Raw genomic sequence first — 19,006 nt, forward strand, 5'->3', positions numbered from 1 at the left:
AAGCGCGCGGTTGGGTGGCTCATGCCTGGTTCTCTGCCAGAGGAATGGTGAGAATGATAGAGGTTCCTCGGCCGGGGTGGCTGCTCACATCCAGCCAGCCTTGAATTGTTCGTGCGCGCTCACTTAATCCCCGAAGTCCGAAAGATTGAGGCTTGTTGCGATCATCCTGGCTCAGGCCTATGCCGTTGTCTGTTACTTCCAGTGTCAAAAAACCTTCGTGGTCGGACAAATCCAGCGTCACCTGGCTGGCTTGTGCGTATTTGCTGATATTGGTCAAGGATTCCTGTGCCGTACGGTAGACCACCACCTGCTGCGCGGCGGCTATTTCCATATGCTCACGGCTGGTGTGCAGCTGGGCGGGTATGCCGGTGCGGCGCTCGAAGTCCTGGGCCAGCCATTGCACGGCCGCCACCAGCCCCTGGTCCAGCACGGGTGGGCGCAGGTTCTGCATGATGCGCTGGCTGGCTCCCAGTGCGTGTTCCAGCATCTCCAGTGCCGACCTGGCATGCTCGCGCGGCTTGCCTTCGGGGCTGTTGCGGATCAGCCAGGCCAGGTCAAACTTGACGGCCGTGAGCGAGCCGCCGATGTCGTCGTGAATCTCGCGCGAGATACTGGCGCGCTCCTGCTCGATGCTGGTGTGCAGATGTTCGGTCAGCTCGGCCAGGCGCTTTTCGGACTCGGCCAGCTGTAGTGCGGCGCGGCGGCGGGCTCGCCTCGCCTCATGGACCTCCATGGCGCGCTTTACGACATGGGGCAGACCGTTGATCTGGTCCTTGAGCAGATAGTCGCTGATGCCCAGCCGCATGATGTCCACGGCGGCGGATTCGCCGATAGCGCCCGACAACAGCACAAAAGGAGGGGCATCGGCACGGGTTCGCACCAGGTCCCAGACGTCGAGAGCCGTGAAGCCGGGCAGATGATAGTCCGCCAGAATCAGGTCGAAATCCTGTGTCTCCAGGGCGCCCTGTACCTCCTGCAGACTGTCCACTGCCGTGAGCGAGCAGGGCAGCTGCCCGCGCTTGAGGCTCAGGCGTGCCAGAGCCTGATCTGCGACAGAGTCTTCAATATGAAGGATTTTCAGGGTCTGATTCCGGAATTGCATATCGCCAAGGACGCTATCATTGGATACATTTTGGAACATCGAGGGTAGTCGTCAAGTGTGGCCGTGTGGTCGCAGGGCGGGCTGCCGGGCGGTTCATTTCGTGGAGCATGACGGCGTGGCTGTCATGATGGTTTTACGCAGTTGGAGTAACAATGCAGACGATGCAAAACCCTTCGGGTGTGCCTGCAGTTGCCGTGCCGGTGATGGTGGCTGCGGAGCTGCAGGATGCCTTGCTGGTCACGCTGCGTGATCTGCAGCGTCTTGAAGGGCTGCTGGACCATGCCACGCACAATCTGCTGGAGCGCTTTGAGCAAGTCAACGGGCAATTGTCGCAGCCTGCCTTGCCCGATTCTGCAGCACTGGCTACAGCACGTGAGTCGCTGCGGCTGGCGGTGACCGAGCTCCAGTTTCACGATATGTCGTCTCAGCTGATTGCCCATATGGCACATACCTTGCAAGCCTGCGCTTTCAGGCTCGGGGCTGCCGCCATGGGCAGGGACGAGGATGAGGCGGAGTCCGCCATCAGTCTGCCAAACCTGCCCGAAAAGCCCAATCCCGTCACGCAAAGCGAGATGGATGCCGGCTCTGTGGAGCTGTTTTGAACTTCTACCCTGTTTTCCGTTGCCCGTCTGTTGGAGCTGTACATGCGATCGATTCTGGCTGTTGATGATTCCCCCTCGATGCGAAAGATGGTGTCTTTCACATTGAGCAGTGCTGGTTTTAAGGTGGTGGAAGCCGTCGACGGTGTGGATGCGCTGGAAAAAGCGCAGGCGCAAAACATTGATCTGGTGCTGGCCGACCAGAACATGCCGCGCCTGGACGGCATCGGTCTCACGCGCAAGCTACGTGAAAACCCGAAGTTCAAGGGCACGCCGATCTTGATACTGACCACGGAATCCAGCGATCTGATGAAGCAGGCGGGCCGGGCCGCAGGTGCCACAGGCTGGTTGGTCAAGCCCTTCGATCCCAATCGATTGATCGAAGTTATTCAAAAAGTGCTGCGTTAAGCCGATAACAACGAATCACAGCAGGAAACACCATGGCGGATACACACCAGGATGGCGCAGGTTCGGGCGCAGACTTCGACCTTAGCCAGTTCTATCAAATCTTTTTCGAGGAAGCCAGCGAGAACCTCGACCAGATGGAGCAGATGTTGCTCAGCCTGGACCTTTCGGCCGCCAACGATGAAGAGCTCAACGGTATTTTCCGCTGCGCCCACTCCATCAAGGGCGGTGCGGCGACCTTCGGCTTCTCGGATGTGACCGAGCTCACGCACCGCATGGAGTCCCTGCTGGACCGCCTGCGCCGCCACGAAATCACGCCTATCCCCGAGATGGTCGATGTGCTGCTGGAGTCGGCGGACGCCAGCCGCAGCTTGCTGGCACGTCACCAGTCCGGCGACGAAGGCGAGCCGGTTTCGACTGCGGAACTGGTGGTGCGTATCGAGGCCCTGGCCCAGGGCCTGACCGAAATCCCCCAGGTCAATCGCAGCGCGGGAGCAGCCGGGCCTGTGCAGTCGGCTGCCGCTGTTGCCTCGGTGGCGACGGATACGCCTGCTCCAGCACCGGCCCCCGCAGCCGCCCAGGTTGCAGAGCCAGGTCCTGTGATCGGTACCGAGCCTCCCGAGGGCGCGCGCGAGCTGACTATCGAGATCGGCCCGCTGTCCCGGCTGGAGCTGGGCGACGCCATCAAGGAGCTGTTCCGCGATATTCCGGGCCTGGGCACGATTCAGGACCAGGTCGGCACCAAGGCCGATCACCGCCTGTTCAAGGTCAGGACGGTGTCCACCGATGACGAACTGCGCGATCTGTTTGTCTTCCATGTCTCCAAGGAGCAGGTGCAGATCAGCGATGCCGCCCAGCCGCAGTCAGCAGCCGAGCCGGTAGTCGAGCCGGAAGCCCTGGCGGATGAAGAGGCGGCCATGCCGCCCCACAATCTGCCGGCCGAAGAAGCCTACGGCTTTTTTGCGGGCGCTCCGGGCAGCCCCGAGGCCCAGCAAAATCAGGAGCATGCCGCACTTGGCGGCGCTGGTGGCGTGGCGCAAAAGGCGGCACCCAAGGCCGCTGCTGCGCATATGGAGTCCACCAGCATCCGTGTCGATGTGAAGAAAGTGGATCAGCTCATCAATCTGGTGGGCGAGCTGGTCATCACCCAGGCCATGCTGGCGCAGAACAGTCAGGGGCTGGACCCGACGACCTATCAGCAGCTGCTGGCCGGCCTGGCCGATCTGGATCGCAACACGCGCGACCTGCAAGAGTCCGTGATGTCGATCCGCATGATTCCCATGTCCACCGTGTTCAGCCGCTTCCCGCGCATGCTGCGCGATCTGGCGGGCAAGCTGGGCAAGAAGATCGATCTGGTCACGCTGGGTGAGGCCACCGAGCTGGACAAGGGACTGGTCGAAAAGATCACCGATCCGCTGACCCATCTGGTGCGCAACAGTGTGGACCACGGCATCGAGATGCCCGAGGACCGCATCGCTGCGGGCAAGTCAGAGCATGGCACGCTGACGCTGGCAGCATCCCACCAGGGAGGCTCCATCGTCATCGAGGTGCGCGACGACGGCAAGGGCATGAATCGCGAGAGGATTCTGAACAAGGCCCGCGAGCGCGGCATGGATGTCTCCGACAGCATGCCCGACAGCGATGTCTGGCAGCTGATCTTTGCGCCGGGCTTTTCGACGGCCGATGTGGTCACCGATGTCTCGGGCCGCGGCGTGGGCATGGACGTGGTCAAGCGAAACATCACCTCGCTGGGCGGCACGGTCGAGATCGAGTCCGTCGCCGGCGTGGGCATGAAGGTGGCGGTGCGCCTGCCGCTGACGCTGGCCATCATGGACGGCATGTCCGTCGGTGTGGGCGAAGAGGTCTATATCCTGCCGCTGTCCTCGGTGGTCGAGTCCTTCCAGGTCAAGGCCGACGATGTCAACACCGTGGCCAACGGCACGCAGTTGGTCAAGGTGCGCGACGAATACATGCCGGTGATCGCGCTGGAGCGTACTTTCCAGGTGCCGCGCGCCGATGAAAGCCAGACCAGCAACATCATGGTGGTGGTCGAGGCCGAAGGCAGCCGCGTGGCGCTGCTGGTCGACGAGCTGCTGGGCCAGCATCAGGTGGTGGTGAAGAACCTGGAAAGCAATTACCGCAAGGTGCCCAATGTATCGGGTGCCACCATTTTGGGCGACGGATCCGTGGCGCTGATTCTGGATACGGGCGCTCTGGTGCGCCGTACCCGCCACTGAGGCAGCCGACCCGAACAACGCAGAGAGAGCCGACATGAACATCATCAACAAGACTGCCGAAGGCGTGGCCACCGGGGCGCGCGAATATCTGACCTTCCGCCTGGGCGAGGAGGAATACGGCATCGACATCCTCAAGGTGCAGGAAATCCGTGGCTACGAGCAGCCCACGCGCATTGCCAACGCGCCCGAGTTCATCAAGGGTGTGGTCAATCTGCGCGGCACCATCGTTCCCATCGTGGACATGCGCCTGCGCTTCAACTGCTCCGAGGTGGAGTACAACGCCTTCACCGTGGTCATCATCCTGAACCTGCGCAATCGCGTGGTCGGCATTGTGGTGGACTCGGTCAGCGATGTGATGGAGCTGCCCGCCGATGCCGTGCGTCCTGCACCCGATATCGAAAGCGCCATCGACAGCGGCTGCATCCTGGGCCTGGGTTCGGTGGGCGAGCGCATGCTGATCCTGCTGGACATCGAGAAGCTCATGGGCAATGTCGACATGGGCCTGGTGGCCTCCGAAGCCTGAGCGCGCCAGAGGCCCGTGTGCTGAACCTGGGACGTAATGCTTCATTCGCTGCATCCCCTGCCAGGCCTGAGCAGGATGATGAGGCGCTGCCGGGCGGCATGTCCGGCCCGCTGGCGCAGGGGCGCGAGTTCGTCTGGTCCAACCGCGACTTTGCCCGTGTCCAGGCCCTGATCTACAAGCGTGCCGGCATCAGCCTGCATGATGGCAAGCACGCCATGGTCTACAGCCGTCTGTCGCGCCGCCTGCGCGAGACTGGGCATGAGAGCTTTGTCAGCTATCTGGACTGGCTGGAGAGCATCAACGATGGCCCTGAATGGCAGGAATTCGTCAATGCGCTGACCACGAATCTGACCTCGTTCTTCCGCGAGCAGCATCACTTCGACATCCTGGCCCAGCATCTGCGCAGCCACAAGCCCGGCGGCAATGGCTGGAAGGTATGGTGCAGCGCGGCCTCCACGGGAGAGGAGCCTTATTCCATCCTGATGACGGCGGTCGAGAGTCTCGGCGCCTCGGCCAGCTTTCAGCTCATGGCCAGCGATATCGACTCGCGCGTGCTGGAGACCGCCTCGCGCGGCATCTACCGGGCAGAGAACCTCAAGGGCGTGAGCACCGAGCGGCTGCACCGCTTTTTCCTGCGCGGGCGCTCTGCCAACTCGGGCATGGTGCGGGTCAAACCCGAGCTGCGCCGCATGGTGGACTTTCTCAACGTCAACCTGATCGCCGGCGATTGGCCGTTCCGGGAGACGTTCGACATCGTCTTCTGCCGCAATGTGATGATTTATTTCGACGCACCGACCCAGCGTCGCGTGCTGGAGCGCATTCATCAGGTGATGCGTCCGGGTGGGCTGCTGTTTGTCGGTCATGCCGAGAACTTCAGCGATTCGCGCGATCTGTTCGCGCTCAAGGGCAAGACCGTCTATGAGCGCCAATGAAGCTGAAGGGCAGGGCTGCAAGTCATGAGGAATCTGAGCTCTCCGCTGGATCTGCCAGGTGCTGGCGCTGCCAGACCCCTGCGCGGCAACAGCTTCGTGCCCCAGGGTTATCCTGATCCGGCCATGCCGGCGCCGGTCTCATCGCTGGAGCAGCTCAAGCGCCAACCGCGCCAGCCGGGCGAGGCCTCGTTCTTCTACTACGACCCGCACTTCCAGCTCAATTCGGCCAAGGTGCTGCCGGGCGAATATTTTGTCTCGCGCGACGAGATGGCCATCGTCACCGTGCTGGGCTCCTGCATCGCGGCCTGCCTGTGGGATCGCTTTATGCGCATCGGCGGCATGAACCACTTCATGCTGCCCGACGGCGACAGCAACGATGTGTCGGGGCGCTATGGTTCGTACGCGATGGAGCTGCTGATCAATGAGATGCTCAAGCTGGGTGCGCGTCGAGAATCCATGCAGGCCAAGATTTTTGGCGGCGCCCAGGTCATGGCCAATTTCACGACCATGAATGTGGGTGAGCGCAACACCAGTTTTGTGACAGAGTATCTGCAAACCGAGCGCATTCCCATCGTCTCCGAAGACGTGCTGGATATCTATCCGCGCAAGGTGGTGTTTTTCCCGTCCACGGGCAAGGCCATGGTCAAGCGCCTGGCCCATGCCCATCCCGAGGCCTTGGTGCAGCAGGAAATCAGCCGCGGCAGCGCGGCTGCGGTGGCGCGCAATACGGCGGGCGGTTCGGTGGATCTGTTTTGAGGAAGGTTGAGCGTTGTTAAAGCCAAAAATCCGGGTGATCGTGGTGGATGACTCTGCGCTGGTGCGCAGTCTTCTGGCCGAGATCATCAACCGCCAGCATGATATGGAGTGCATCGGCTCGGCCAATGATCCGTTGATCGCACGCGAAATGATCCGCGATCTGAACCCCGACGTCATCACGCTGGATGTGGAAATGCCCCGCATGGACGGCATCGATTTCCTCGGGCGGCTCATGCGCCTGCGTCCGATGCCGGTGGTGATGATCTCCACGCTGACCGAGCGTGGCGCCGAAGTCACCATGCGCGCCCTGGAGCTGGGCGCCATTGATTTTGTGGCCAAGCCCCGCGTCGGCGTGGCCAACGGCCTGCAGGAGCTGGCCAGCCAGATCGTGGACAAGATTCGCGTGGCCGCCGTGGCCCAGGTGCACCGCCTGCCGGTGGTTCCGCATGGCGTTGCTGCGGCCGCGGGTGCGGGCGCCAAGCCTGCTGCGCCGCGTGCGCCGGTGGCACCCAGCCTGCTGGGACGTATCTCGACCGAAAAAATCATCGCCATCGGTGCCTCCACGGGGGGGACGGAAGCGATTCGTGAGGTGCTCACGCACCTGCCGGCCGACTGCCCGGCCATCGTCATCACCCAGCACATGCCGCCGGGCTTCACCACCAGTTTTGCGGCGCGCCTCAACAGCCTGTGCCAGATGACGGTCAAGGAAGCCACGCATGGCGAGCGTTTGCTGCCCGGTCACGCCTATATCGCCCCTGGTGGCAAGCATTTCTCCATCACGCGCAGCGGTGCCAACTATGTGGCCGTGGTTGATGACGCGCCGCCCGTCAACCGTCACAAGCCCTCGGTGGAAGTGCTGTTCAAGTCAGTGGCCGCCAGCGCCGGGCGTAATGCCTACGGCATCATGCTCACTGGCATGGGGGCCGATGGTGCCACCGCCATGCGCGAGATGCGCGATGCCGGCAGCTACAACCTGGTGCAGGACGAGAGCACCTGCATCGTCTTCGGCATGCCCCGCGAAGCCATTGCCCACGGTGCGGCCGATGAGGTGCTGCCACTGCCGCAAATTGCCCATGCCCTGCTGACCAAGCTGCGTGGCGGCTCGGACCAGGTACATCACCGCATCTAAGATTGCATAAAAAGAGAGCGCCTTGCGCTTGTCAGGTAATGACTTCAGGCTTCTAGAGCTTTGAAATCAAGACTTGAAAGGTGCAAGGCGCTCTCTTATTTGATGGTCTGATTATTCGGACAGCAAGGTCCAGCGCTCCAGCGCCTCCATCAGTGCTTCATCGATCTCCGCGTCGCGCTGGTGCATGGCGACGGCCTTGGCATTGTCGCTGGCAAACAGGCTGCCGTCGGCCAGCGCCTGCTGGATCTGCTTTTGCTCGGCCTCCAGTGCGGCAATCGTGGCCGGCAGGGCTTCCAGCTCGCGCTGATCCTTGTAGCTGAGCTTCTTCTTGGGGCTGGCCGCGGCGTCGGAGCGGCTTGCGACGGGCTTGGGCTCCTCCTTGGGGGTGGACTTGGCCTGTGCGGCTTCGGCCATGGCCTTGCTGCGGCGCGATTGCTCCATCCAGTCCGTTACGCCACCTTCGTATTCACGCCAGTGGCCGGGGCCCTCCCAGGCAATCGTGCTGGTGACCACGTTGTCGAGGAAAGTGCGGTCGTGGCTGACCAGAAAGACCGTGCCGTCATAGCTTTGCAGCAGGTCTTCCAGCATGTCCAGCGTCTCGATGTCCAGGTCGTTGGTTGGCTCGTCCAGCACCAGGACATTGGCCGGGCGCGCAAACAAACGGGCCAGCAGCAAGCGGTTGCGCTCGCCGCCTGACAGCGATCGGACCGGGGAATGCGCACGCGCCGGAGAGAACAGAAAGTCCGCCAGATAGCTCTTGACGTGCTTTTTCTGGCTGCCGATCTCGATCCACTCGCTGCCGGGGCTGATGAAGTCCTCCAGCGTGGCATCCAGATTCACCTGATGGCGCATCTGGTCAAAGTAGGCCACTTGCAGATTGCCGCCCAGGCGCACCTGGCCGCTGTCCGGAGCCAGCTCGCCCAGAATCATCTTCAGCAGCGTTGTCTTGCCTGCGCCGTTGGGGCCCAGCAAGCCGACCTTGTCACCGCGCAAAATGGTGCCGCTGAACTTCTCGACGATCTTCTTTTCGCCAAAGGACTTGCTGACATCGGTCAGCTCGGCCACGATCTTTCCCTGATAGCCGTCGCCCTTGCCGGATGCGATATCCATATTCACGCTGCCCAGCACATCACGGCGCTGGGCACGGCTGGCACGCAATTCCTGCAGACGGCTGATGCGGCTCTGGCTGCGGGTGCGGCGGGCTTCCACGCCCTTGCGAATCCAGACTTCTTCCTGGGCCAGCAGCTTGTCCGCCTTGGCGTTGATGACGGCTTCCTGGCTGAGCTGCTCTTCCTTTTGTAGCACGTACTGAGAGAAGTTGCCCGGGTAGGTGCGCAGAACGCCCCGATCCAGCTCCACGATGCGAGTGGCAATACGGTCCAGAAAGCTGCGGTCGTGGGTGATCGTGATCACACTGCCCTTGAAGGCAATCAACAACTCTTCCAGCCACTCGATGGAGTCCAGATCCAGGTGGTTGGTCGGCTCGTCGAGCAGCAATACATCGGGGCGGGCCACCAGGGCCTGGGCCAGTGCCACACGCTTGCGGGTGCCGCCAGACAGGCTGCCCACCAGGGCGTTCGGGTCCAGATGCAGACGCTGCAATGTTTCCTCTACGCGCTGCTCCCAGTTCCAGGCGTCATAGGCCTCGATTTGCGTCTGCAGCTCGTCCAGATCCTCGCCCTCGCCACCGGCCAGATAGCGCTCGCGAATCGCAATCACGGCCGCAATGCCGTCGGATGCCGACTCGAAGATGGTGTGCGCAGGGTTCAGATCGGGCTCCTGTGCCACATAGGTAATGCGGATCCCGTTCTGCACCTGGAGCTGGCCATCATCGGCCTTTGCCAGGCCGCCCAGAATCTTGAGCAGCGAAGACTTGCCGGCGCCGTTGCGGCCGATCAGACCGACGCGCTCGCCGGTCTCCAGGGAAAAATTAGCGTGGTCCAGTAGAGCCACGTGCCCGAACGCCAATTGAGCGTCTAACAAAGTAATCAGTGCCATCGTGCCTGCATTATCGTTGGCCTCCATAGAGACAGCGGCCGTGAGGCCGCTGTCTCTATCTCTGGCAGTGGATGCAACGGTCGCAAAGACCACTCTGGCAGATGAATCTTTTGTGTCAGAAGCGGCGTGGCTAGGGTTTTACCTATGCTATAGTTCAGTCCATCGCAGCAAACGACTGCCTCGCAAAACTCCAAAGTTCTTGCGCAGGAATGAAAAAGTTGTGATACACTACAAGGCTTCGCTGATCGCAGCAAGCAACGAGATTCAAGATCGGTTCTTCTGATTTTGCACTCGGTTCCTTAAAAAAATACAGCCGATAAGCGTGGGCGTTTGAGGGCAAGCAGCCAGTTCTTCGGAGCAAACTCTTCGGAGTTATCAAACGCTCACAAAAACAGTAATGAGGAAGAATTTATTCTTCTTGATTCCGTCAAGTGAGTGAGCAGTCGAAAGACTTTAAATTCAAGATCGAACTATAGAGTTTGATCCTGGCTCAGATTGAACGCTGGCGGCATGCTTTACACATGCAAGTCGAACGGTAACAGGTCTTCGGATGCTGACGAGTGGCGAACGGGTGAGTAATACATCGGAACGTGCCTGGTAGTGGGGGATAACTACTCGAAAGAGTAGCTAATACCGCATGAGATCTACGGATGAAAGCAGGGGACCTTCGGGCCTTGTGCTACTAGAGCGGCTGATGGCAGATTAGGTAGTTGGTGGGGTAAAGGCTTACCAAGCCTGCGATCTGTAGCTGGTCTGAGAGGACGACCAGCCACACTGGGACTGAGACACGGCCCAGACTCCTACGGGAGGCAGCAGTGGGGAATTTTGGACAATGGGCGAAAGCCTGATCCAGCAATGCCGCGTGCAGGATGAAGGCCCTCGGGTTGTAAACTGCTTTTGTACGGAACGAAAAGCCTGGGGCTAATATCCCCGGGTCATGACGGTACCGTAAGAATAAGCACCGGCTAACTACGTGCCAGCAGCCGCGGTAATACGTAGGGTGCAAGCGTTAATCGGAATTACTGGGCGTAAAGCGTGCGCAGGCGGTTTTGTAAGACAGTGGTGAAATCCCCGGGCTCAACCTGGGAACTGCCATTGTGACTGCAAGGCTAGAGTGCGGCAGAGGGGGATGGAATTCCGCGTGTAGCAGTGAAATGCGTAGATATGCGGAGGAACACCGATGGCGAAGGCAATCCCCTGGGCCTGCACTGACGCTCATGCACGAAAGCGTGGGGAGCAAACAGGATTAGATACCCTGGTAGTCCACGCCCTAAACGATGTCAACTGGTTGTTGGGTCTTAACTGACTCAGTAACGAAGCTAACGCGTGAAGTTGACCGCCTGGGGAGTACGGCCGCAAGGTTGAAACTCAAAGGAATTGACGGGGACCCGCACAAGCGGTGGATGATGTGGTTTAATTCGATGCAACGCGAAAAACCTTACCCACCTTTGACATGGCAGGAACTTACCAGAGATGGTTTGGTGCTCGAAAGAGAACCTGCACACAGGTGCTGCATGGCTGTCGTCAGCTCGTGTCGTGAGATGTTGGGTTAAGTCCCGCAACGAGCGCAACCCTTGCCATTAGTTGCTACATTCAGTTGAGCACTCTAATGGGACTGCCGGTGACAAACCGGAGGAAGGTGGGGATGACGTCAAGTCCTCATGGCCCTTATAGGTGGGGCTACACACGTCATACAATGGCTGGTACAAAGGGTTGCCAACCCGCGAGGGGGAGCTAATCCCATAAAGCCAGTCGTAGTCCGGATCGCAGTCTGCAACTCGACTGCGTGAAGTCGGAATCGCTAGTAATCGTGGATCAGAATGTCACGGTGAATACGTTCCCGGGTCTTGTACACACCGCCCGTCACACCATGGGAGCGGGTCTCGCCAGAAGTAGGTAGCCTAACCGCAAGGAGGGCGCTTACCACGGCGGGGTTCGTGACTGGGGTGAAGTCGTAACAAGGTAGCCGTATCGGAAGGTGCGGCTGGATCACCTCCTTTCTGGAAAAATGCTGCTTCAAATTGAACGTCCACACTTATCGGTTGTTGGAACAAGCCAGGTGGCCTGCTGAGTGACGGCGGGCTGCATGGAATGGGTCTGTAGCTCAGCTGGTTAGAGCACTGTGTTGATAACGCAGGGGTCGTTGGTTCGAGCCCAACTAGACCCACCAAGATTCCAATATCTGGTCAGAGGATCCCGGGGGATTAGCTCAGCTGGGAGAGCACCTGCTTTGCAAGCAGGGGGTCGTCGGTTCGATCCCGTCATCCTCCACCAAAAATGATAGCGCTAATGGTGCTATAATCGAAGGCTTCCCAATACAAAAGCAGTCTTGCAAAGACTGCTTTTGTATTGATCGAAACGTCGATCAATTGGCTGTTCTTTAAAAATTCATAGAGTCGAAATCAGCGTTGCTGGTGGAAAGCACAAACCAAGGTTTGTGCACCGTGCCGCCAGCAACATTTTGATTGCGTCAAAACAGATATTTTGCGAATGCAAAAGTATCTAGTAATGACGAATATTCTCTAAGCTGCATCGAAAGATGCAGCCAAAGATATTCACATTACGGCATAACGCGTGAGGTGCAAGACCTCACCAGTCTTTGAACACCAGGCTTTGATTCTCGACGAGAGAGTCCAAAGTTATAGGGTCAAGTGACTAAGAGCATATGGTGGATGCCTTGGCGATGATAGGCGACGAAAGACGTGATAGCCTGCGATAAGCTTCGGGGAGCTGGCAAATAAGCTTTGATCCGGAGATTTCTGAATGGGGGAACCCACCTCGCAAGAGGTATCGTGCACTGAATACATAGGTGCACGAAGCGAACCTGGAGAACTGAAACATCTAAGTACCCAGAGGAAAAGACATCAACCGAGATTCCGATAGTAGTGGCGAGCGAATTCGGAAGAGCCTTGCAGTGATAGTCGATCAGTTAACAAAACGGCATGGAAAGGCCGACCATAGTGGGTGATAGTCCCGTATGTGAAAACCGATCGGTGGTACTAGGCTGCAGACAAGTAGGGCGGGGCACGAGAAACCCTGTCTGAATATGGGGGGACCATCCTCCAAGGCTAAATACTCATCATCGACCGATAGTGAACCAGTACCGTGAGGGAAAGGCGAAAAGAACCCCGGGAGGGGAGTGAAATAGATCCTGAAACCGTATGCTTACAAAAAGTCGGAGCCCTTAGGGGTGACGGCGTACCTTTTGTATAATGGGTCAGCGACTTACATTCAGTGGCAAGCTTAACCGAATAGGGGAGGCGAAGAGAAATCGAGTCCGAATAGGGCGACTAGTCGCTGGGTGTAGACCCGAAACCAAGTGATCTATCCATGGCCAGGATGAAGGTGCCGTAACAGGTACTGGAGGTCCGAACCCACTAATGTTGCAAAATTAGGGGATGAGCTGTGGATAGGGGTGAAAGGCTAAACAAACTTGGAAATAGCTGGTTCTCTCCGAAAACTATTTAGGTAGTGCCTCAAGTATTACCGTCGGGGGTAGAGCACTGTTTAGGCTAGGGGGTCATGGCGACTTACCAAACCTATGCAAACTCCGAATACCGACGAGTACAGCTTGGGAGACAGAGCACCGGGTGCTAACGTCCGGACTCAAGAGGGAAACAACCCAGACCGCCAGCTAAGGTCCCTAAAATTGGCTAAGTGGGAAACGAAGTGGGAAGGCTAAAACAGTCAGGATGTTGGCTTAGAAGCAGCCATCATTTAAAGAAAGCGTAATAGCTCACTGATCGAGTCGTCCTGCGCGGAAGATGTAACGGGGCTAAGCCAGTTACCGAAGCTGCGGATTTGCAATTTATTGCAAGTGGTAGGAGAGCGTTCTGTAAGCCTGTGAAGGTGTCTGGTAACGGATGCTGGAGGTATCAGAAGTGCGAATGCTGACATGAGTAGCGTTAAAGGGGGTGAAAAGCCCCCTCGCCGTAAGCGCAAGGTTTCCTACGCAACGTTCATCGGCGTAGGGTGAGTCGGCCCCTAAGGCGAGGCAGAGATGCGTAGCTGATGGGAAACAGGTCAATATTCCTGTACCGATCAATAGTGCGATGTGGGGACGGAGAAGGTTAGCTCAGCCAACTGTTGGATATGTTGGTTCAAGCCTGTAGTCGTGCCTGGTAGGCAAATCCGCCAGGCTTAGATGAGGGGTGATAACGAGTCTGCTTGCAGACGAAGTGAGTGATACCCTGCTTCCAGGAAAAGCCACTAAGCTTCAGCTATTGACGACCGTACCGCAAACCGACACTGGTGCGCGAGATGAGTATTCTAAGGCGCTTGAGAGAACTCAGGAGAAGGAACTCGGCAAATTGACACCGTAACTTCGGGAGAAGGTGTACCCCAAGTAAGTGAAGTTGTACAAACGGAGCTCAAAGGGGTTGCAAAAAATTGGTGGCTGCGACTGTTTAATAAAAACACAGCACTCTGCAAACACGAAAGTGGACGTATAGGGTGTGACGCCTGCCCGGTGCTGGAAGATTAAATGATGGGGTGCAAGCTCTTGATTGAAGTCCCAGTAAACGGCGGCCGTAACTATAACGGTCCTAAGGTAGCGAAATTCCTTGTCGGGTAAGTTCCGACCTGCACGAATGGCGTAACGATGGCCACACTGTCTCCTCCTGAGACTCAGCGAAGTTGAAATGTTTGTGATGATGCAATCTCCCCGCGGAAAGACGGAAAGACCCCATGAACCTTTACTGTAGCTTTGTATTGGACTTTGAACGGATCTGTGTAGGATAGGTGGGAGGCTTTGAAGTGCGGTCGCTAGATCGCATGGAGCCAACGTTGAAATACCACCCTGGTGCGTTTGAGGTTCTAACCTGGATCCATTATCTGGATCGGGGACAGTGCATGGTAGGCAGTTTGACTGGGGCGGTCTCCTCCCAAAGCGTAACGGAGGAGTTCGAAGGTACGCTAGTTACGGTCGGACATCGTGACGATAGTGCAATGGCATAAGCGTGCTTAACTGCGAGACTGACAAGTCGAGCAGATGCGAAAGCAGGACATAGTGATCCGGTGGTTCTGTATGGAAGGGCCATCGCTCAACGGATAAAAGGTACTCTGGGGATAACAGGCTGATACCGCCCAAGAGTTCATATCGACGGCGGTGTTTGGCACCTCGATGTCGGCTCATCTCATCCTGGGGCTGTAGTCGGTCCCAAGGGTATGGCTGTTCGCCATTTAAAGAGGTACGTGAGCTGGGTTTAAAACGTCGTGAGACAGTTTGGTCCCTATCTTCCGTGGGCGCTGCAGATTTGAGGAAGCCTGCTCCTAGTACGAGAGGACCGGAGTGGACACACCTCTGGTGTACCTGTTGTCACGCCAGTGGCATCGCAGGGTAGCTAAGTGTGGAAGAGATAACCGCTGAAAGCATCTAAGCGGGAAACTCGTTTCAAGATGAGATCTGCCGGGGCCTTGAGCCCCCTGAAGGGTCGTTGTAGACCACGACGTTGATAGGCTGGGTGTGGAAGCGCAGCAATGCGTTAAGCTAACCAGTACTAATTGCCCGTGCGGCTTGACCCTATAACTTTGGGTAAGCCTGGAAAAATAAAGACAGAACGCAAGTTCTAGTTATGCCGAAAAGGCGCAATCGAAAAGCTGATTGAAGACTCTATGAATTCGTTGGACTGAGGGTGAGCAAGATTAAGAAGTTAATCGAGGCGCCGTCAATCTGACAAAAAGTTTATGCCTGATGACCATAGCAAGTTGGTACCACTCCTTCCCATCCCGAACAGGACAGTGAAACGACTTAGCGCCGATGATAGTGCGGGTTCCCGTGTGAAAGTAGGTCATCGTCAGGCTCTTACAGTGAAAACCCCGTAGTCGAAAGATTACGGGGTTTTTTATTGGGCGCCTCAAAATGAGGAGCGCTTGTCGTAGGCTGGCAAAGCATTACAGCTGCAAAAATACCGGAAGCCTATAAAAAGAGAGCGCTAGGCGCTCTCTTTTTATTTCTGCATGTTGGGGGCATAGAAGCGCAGGATGCCGTTTTCATCCAGCCGCCGCGTCAGTTGCCGGCTGAACCAGAGGTAGTGCAGGTGAGCCAGAGCCTCGCCCATGGCGAAAGTCATCTGGTGAGTGTCCAGTTGGCGTTTGAAGAGGATGGGAAGGATGTCGGCAGCGCTCAGCTCCTGTTGCCGGGAGGCCTGCATGATGTCGACCAGACGTTCCTGATGATGGTCCAGCAGTTGCTGGACACGGGTATGCAATCCTGTGAATGGCTTGCCGTGCGAGGGCAGAACATAGGTGTCCTGAGGGAGAGCGAAGTAGCGCTTCAGCGATGTGAGAAACAGCTGCAGCGGGTTGGCTTCGGGCTCGGAAGAGTGCACGCTGACATTGGCGGAAATACGGGGCAGCACCATGTCACCGCTGATCAGTGTCTTGAGCTCGGCGCAATAAAGCGCCATGTGCTCCGGCGCGTGACCATAGCCGGCAATGCACTGCCATGTGCGGCCGTTGATGTCTATCTGGTCGCCATCCATGATGCGGTGATAGATGTCGGGGATAGGCGCTACCAGGGAAGAGTAGTAGCTGCCACGGCCACGCACATGGAGCAGAAATTCTTCATCTCTCTGTCCGTGCAGGCTGTAGAAGTCCGCACCAGATTCGCCGCCGAAGCCGTCTCTGTCTTTCATGGCGACGCGGGCGACGTTGTAATCGGTGGCACTGACCCACAAGGGCGCATTCCATTGATGGCAGAGCCAGCCGGCCAGACCGATATGGTCGGGGTGCATATGGGTGACGATGACACGCAGAATAGGCAGGCCTTCAAGCGCAGAGGCAAAAATCTGCTCCCATTGCTCGCGAGCTTCAGTGCGATTGACGCAGCAGTCGACGACCGTCCAGCCCTCGTGTACCTGGCCATGTGGATCCGTTTGGCGATCACGCAGCAGCCAGAGGTTGATGTGATCAAGGGCAAATGGCAAGGTCATGCGGATCCACTTGACGCCGGGTGCCACTTCCAGAGTCTGGGCTGGACCGGGCAAGGTATCACCCAGTGGGTAGTGAAGAGCGGATTCTTGGCTTGAGGTCATGGGGCGGTAATTCGTTTAGCATTGACGTTAACGTAAACGTCAGTTTTGTCAAAGCATTTTAGAGATCAAGCCGCTTCTGGCAGTCGCCTGTGCGATGCAAGACCTACAACCCTAAAGAATCATGTCGACCATTTACACCATCAGCGATCTTGCCAAAGAGTTCGATCTCACGACTCGGGCCATCCGTTTTTATGAGGACATGGGCTTGCTGCAGCCGGAGCGCTCCGGCGCAGGCGGCCGCAACCGCGTGTATTCATCGAGAGACCGCGCACGTCTGCGCCTGACGCTGCGGGCCAAGCGCCTGGGGTTGTCGCTGTCGGAGGCCAAGGAAATCATCGATATGTATGACAGCCCGCGTGATACGGGCGTGCAGCTGCGCAAGTTTCTCGATGTGCTGGCGATCCACCGCAAGCAGCTCGAAGCGCAGATGGCCGATCTGCAAGTGACACTGGATGAGGTGCGAGAGCAGGAAAAAGAGGCGCGCACGCTATTGAAGAGGAGCGAGAGCAAAAATGGCGCATAATTGACGTTTACGTAAACGTCAATTTCAAAGCTTTGCTGGAGCGTTGTCATGTCTGTTGCAGGTGTCACCGAGTCTCTGGATTTTGTTCATCGGGTGAGGCAGAGCTTTGCCAGGCAAGGCGCCATGGCCACGATTGGCGCGGAGCTGGCCCTGGTGGAGCCAGGCGTTGTCGATATCTGTCTGGACTGGGCTCCGGGCCTGACACAGCAGCATGGTTTTTTGCACGCCGGCATGGTGTCCACCGCTCTCGACTCGGCCTGCGGCTATGCGGGCCTGACGCTGATGCCAACGGATGCCGCCGTGCTCACCATCGAATTCAAGATCAATCTGCTCGCCCCGGCCAAGGGCCAGCGCTTTCGCATGGAGGGCCGGGTCATCAAGCCCGGACGCACCATCACCGTATCCGAAGGCAAGGCATTCGCCATTGACCAGGGAAAAGAGAAACTGATCGCCACAATGGGCTGCACTCTGATGTGTGTGCAGAACCGTGAAGGCATACAACACTGACAAGACGATTCGTCAGACCCATATCTACAGGAGACAACCATGAGCCTTGCCAATCTGCCCGGACTGAACTTCCAGCTCGGTGAAGACATCGATGCGCTGCGTGATGCGGTGCGTGAGTTCGCACAGAGCGAGATTGCTCCGCGTGCGGCCGAGATCGACCGCAGCGACCAGTTCCCCATGGACGTGTGGCGCAAGTTCGGCGAGCTGGGCGTGCTCGGCATCACCGTACCCGAGCAGTACGGCGGCGCCGATATGGGCTATCTGGCGCATATGGTGGCGATGGAGGAAATCTCGCGCGCCAGTGCCTCGGTGGGCCTGTCCTATGGCGCGCACAGCAATCTGTGCGTGAACCAGATCAATCGCAACGGCAGCGAGGCGCAGAAGGCCAAATACCTGCCCAAGCTCATCACTGGGGAACATGTGGGCGCGCTGGCCATGAGCGAGCCCGGTGCCGGCTCTGACGTCATCAGCATGAAGCTCAAGGCCGAGGACAAGGGTGGCTACTACCTGCTCAATGGCAGCAAGATGTGGATTACCAACGGGCCCGATGCCGACACCCTGGTGGTCTATGCCAAGACCGAGCCGGAGATGGGCGCTCGTGGCGTGACGGCCTTTCTGATCGAGAAGGGCATGAAGGGCTTCTCGATCGCGCAAAAGCTGGACAAGCTGGGCATGCGAGGCAGCCATACGGGCGAGCTGGTGTTCCAGGATGTGGAAGTGCCGGCTGAAAACATTCTTGGCGGCCTGAACATGGGCGCCAAGGTATTGATGAGCGGCCTGGACTATGAGCGCGCCGTCCTGACCGGCGGCCCGCTGGGCATCATGCAGTCCGTCATGGACAATGTCGTGCCCTATATCCACGACCGCAAGCAGTTCGGCCAGAGCATCGGCGAGTTCCAGCTGATCCAGGGCAAGGTGGCGGACATGTACACCGTGCTGCAAGCAGGCCGCTCTTTTGCCTATACGGTCGCTAAAAACCTGGATCTTCTGGGAACCGATCATGTGCGCCAGGTTCGCAAGGATTGCGCCAGCGTGATCTTGTGGTGCGCCGAGAAGGCCACCTGGATGGCCGGCGAGGGCGTGCAAATCTATGGCGGCAATGGGTATATCAACGAGTATCCGCTCGGTCGTCTGTGGCGAGATGCGAAACTCTATGAGATTGGCGCAGGCACCAGCGAAATTCGCCGCATGCTCATAGGCCGCGAGCTGTTTGCTGAAACCTGCTGAAAAAGCAGGAGCTGCGCCGTTCTTTCAACCACAA

The 19,006-nt window shown here is 58.1% G+C and carries 13 protein-coding genes, 2 tRNA genes and 3 rRNA genes; 15 read left to right on the forward strand and 3 right to left on the reverse strand.

Annotated elements, in window-relative coordinates; all coding sequences use genetic code 11:
• Nucleotides 1-19: 19 nt before the first annotated feature.
• On the reverse strand, nt 20-1,141 hold the full coding sequence (locus F0P97_RS02655; RefSeq protein ID WP_182285513.1) for an ATP-binding protein: 1,122 nt from the start codon (nt 1,139-1,141) through the stop codon (nt 20-22).
• Nucleotides 1,142-1,254: 113 nt separating this feature from the next.
• Here F0P97_RS02655 and F0P97_RS02660 point away from each other — a divergent pair, with 113 nt between their 5' ends.
• The 7 genes from F0P97_RS02660 to F0P97_RS02690 are packed head-to-tail and all read left to right on the forward strand — an operon-like array spanning nt 1,255 to nt 7,683.
• On the forward strand, nt 1,255-1,704 hold the full coding sequence (locus F0P97_RS02660) for a hypothetical protein (RefSeq protein ID WP_003065446.1): 450 nt from the start codon (nt 1,255-1,257) through the stop codon (nt 1,702-1,704).
• Nucleotides 1,705-1,746: 42 nt separating this feature from the next.
• On the forward strand, nt 1,747-2,109 hold the full coding sequence (locus F0P97_RS02665; RefSeq protein ID WP_003059121.1) for a response regulator: 363 nt from the start codon (nt 1,747-1,749) through the stop codon (nt 2,107-2,109).
• A 32-nt stretch (nt 2,110-2,141) separates the two neighbouring features.
• The gene (locus tag F0P97_RS02670) at nt 2,142-4,343 is read left to right on the forward strand and encodes a chemotaxis protein CheW (RefSeq protein ID WP_182285514.1); all 2,202 of its coding nucleotides are present in this window, start codon (nt 2,142-2,144) and stop codon (nt 4,341-4,343) included.
• Between the two features lie 34 nt (nt 4,344-4,377).
• Nucleotides 4,378-4,866 carry a chemotaxis protein CheW gene (locus F0P97_RS02675; RefSeq protein WP_003077929.1) on the forward strand — a complete coding sequence of 163 codons (489 nt, stop codon included), beginning with the start codon at nt 4,378-4,380 and terminating at the stop codon, nt 4,864-4,866.
• Nucleotides 4,867-4,883: 17 nt separating this feature from the next.
• Nucleotides 4,884-5,798: a CheR family methyltransferase gene (locus F0P97_RS02680; RefSeq protein WP_182285515.1), complete on the forward strand. Its 915-nt coding sequence runs from the start codon at nt 4,884-4,886 to the stop codon at nt 5,796-5,798.
• Nucleotides 5,799-5,822: 24 nt separating this feature from the next.
• On the forward strand, nt 5,823-6,554 hold the full coding sequence (gene cheD / locus F0P97_RS02685; RefSeq protein WP_087085274.1) for a chemoreceptor glutamine deamidase CheD: 732 nt from the start codon (nt 5,823-5,825) through the stop codon (nt 6,552-6,554).
• A 13-nt stretch (nt 6,555-6,567) separates the two neighbouring features.
• Entirely contained in the window at nt 6,568-7,683 is a 1,116-nt protein-coding gene (locus F0P97_RS02690) for a protein-glutamate methylesterase/protein-glutamine glutaminase (RefSeq protein ID WP_198424708.1), read from the forward strand.
• Nucleotides 7,684-7,794: 111 nt separating this feature from the next.
• Here F0P97_RS02690 and F0P97_RS02695 read toward each other — a convergent pair whose 3' ends face one another.
• Nucleotides 7,795-9,681: an ATP-binding cassette domain-containing protein gene (locus F0P97_RS02695; protein ID WP_182285516.1), complete on the reverse strand. Its 1,887-nt coding sequence runs from the start codon at nt 9,679-9,681 to the stop codon at nt 7,795-7,797.
• 467 nt (nt 9,682-10,148) lie between these two features.
• Here F0P97_RS02695 and F0P97_RS02700 point away from each other — a divergent pair.
• The 5 genes from F0P97_RS02700 (at nt 10,149) to rrf (ending at nt 15,482) form a co-directional block, all read left to right on the forward strand.
• Nucleotides 10,149-11,681 (forward strand): 16S ribosomal RNA (locus tag F0P97_RS02700).
• A 93-nt stretch (nt 11,682-11,774) separates the two neighbouring features.
• Nucleotides 11,775-11,851, forward strand: a tRNA-Ile gene (locus F0P97_RS02705).
• 28 nt (nt 11,852-11,879) lie between these two features.
• A tRNA-Ala gene (locus tag F0P97_RS02710) sits at nt 11,880-11,955 on the forward strand.
• Nucleotides 11,956-12,326: 371 nt separating this feature from the next.
• A 23S ribosomal RNA gene (locus F0P97_RS02715) occupies nt 12,327-15,204 on the forward strand.
• A gap of 165 nt (nt 15,205-15,369) precedes the next feature.
• A 5S ribosomal RNA gene (gene rrf / locus F0P97_RS02720) occupies nt 15,370-15,482 on the forward strand.
• The 16S, 23S and 5S rRNA genes sit together here with 2 tRNA genes alongside, the layout of an rRNA operon.
• Before the next feature lie 147 nt (nt 15,483-15,629).
• On the opposite strand, the gene F0P97_RS02725 is transcribed toward rrf, so the two are convergent.
• Nucleotides 15,630-16,715 (reverse strand): MBL fold metallo-hydrolase, encoded by a 1,086-nt coding sequence (locus tag F0P97_RS02725; protein ID WP_182285517.1) that lies wholly within the window; start codon nt 16,713-16,715, stop codon nt 15,630-15,632.
• Between the two features lie 121 nt (nt 16,716-16,836).
• On the opposite strand from F0P97_RS02725, the gene F0P97_RS02730 reads away from it, so the two are divergent.
• The 3 genes from F0P97_RS02730 to F0P97_RS02740 are packed head-to-tail and all read left to right on the forward strand — an operon-like array spanning nt 16,837 to nt 18,972.
• Nucleotides 16,837-17,238, forward strand: coding sequence for a MerR family transcriptional regulator (locus F0P97_RS02730; RefSeq protein ID WP_003061601.1), 402 nt, complete (start codon nt 16,837-16,839; stop codon nt 17,236-17,238).
• A 48-nt stretch (nt 17,239-17,286) separates the two neighbouring features.
• Nucleotides 17,287-17,745: a PaaI family thioesterase gene (locus F0P97_RS02735; protein WP_182285518.1), complete on the forward strand. Its 459-nt coding sequence runs from the start codon at nt 17,287-17,289 to the stop codon at nt 17,743-17,745.
• 39 nt (nt 17,746-17,784) lie between these two features.
• Nucleotides 17,785-18,972 (forward strand): isovaleryl-CoA dehydrogenase, encoded by a 1,188-nt coding sequence (locus F0P97_RS02740; protein WP_182285519.1) that lies wholly within the window; start codon nt 17,785-17,787, stop codon nt 18,970-18,972.
• Nucleotides 18,973-19,006: the final 34 nt, after the last annotated feature.

It is taken from the genome of Comamonas testosteroni (assembly GCF_014076415.1).
GTDB lineage: Bacteria > Pseudomonadota > Gammaproteobacteria > Burkholderiales > Burkholderiaceae_C > Comamonas > Comamonas testosteroni_F.

Bases quoted from the DNA above. Each gene is read 5' to 3' on its own strand.
- F0P97_RS02655 (WP_182285513.1), bottom strand. From the start codon at position 1,141: ATGTTCCAAAATGTATCCAATGATAGCGTCCTTGGCGATATGCAATTC.
- F0P97_RS02660 (WP_003065446.1), top strand. From the start codon at position 1,255: ATGCAGACGATGCAAAACCCTTCGGGTGTGCCTGCAGTTGCCGTGCCG.
- F0P97_RS02665 (WP_003059121.1), top strand. From the start codon at position 1,747: ATGCGATCGATTCTGGCTGTTGATGATTCCCCCTCGATGCGAAAGATG.
- F0P97_RS02670 (WP_182285514.1), top strand. From the start codon at position 2,142: ATGGCGGATACACACCAGGATGGCGCAGGTTCGGGCGCAGACTTCGAC.
- F0P97_RS02675 (WP_003077929.1), top strand. From the start codon at position 4,378: ATGAACATCATCAACAAGACTGCCGAAGGCGTGGCCACCGGGGCGCGC.
- cheD (WP_087085274.1), top strand. From the start codon at position 5,823: ATGAGGAATCTGAGCTCTCCGCTGGATCTGCCAGGTGCTGGCGCTGCC.
- F0P97_RS02695 (WP_182285516.1), bottom strand. From the start codon at position 9,681: ATGGCACTGATTACTTTGTTAGACGCTCAATTGGCGTTCGGGCACGTG.
- F0P97_RS02725 (WP_182285517.1), bottom strand. From the start codon at position 16,715: ATGACCTCAAGCCAAGAATCCGCTCTTCACTACCCACTGGGTGATACC.
- F0P97_RS02730 (WP_003061601.1), top strand. From the start codon at position 16,837: ATGTCGACCATTTACACCATCAGCGATCTTGCCAAAGAGTTCGATCTC.
- F0P97_RS02735 (WP_182285518.1), top strand. From the start codon at position 17,287: ATGTCTGTTGCAGGTGTCACCGAGTCTCTGGATTTTGTTCATCGGGTG.
- F0P97_RS02740 (WP_182285519.1), top strand. From the start codon at position 17,785: ATGAGCCTTGCCAATCTGCCCGGACTGAACTTCCAGCTCGGTGAAGAC.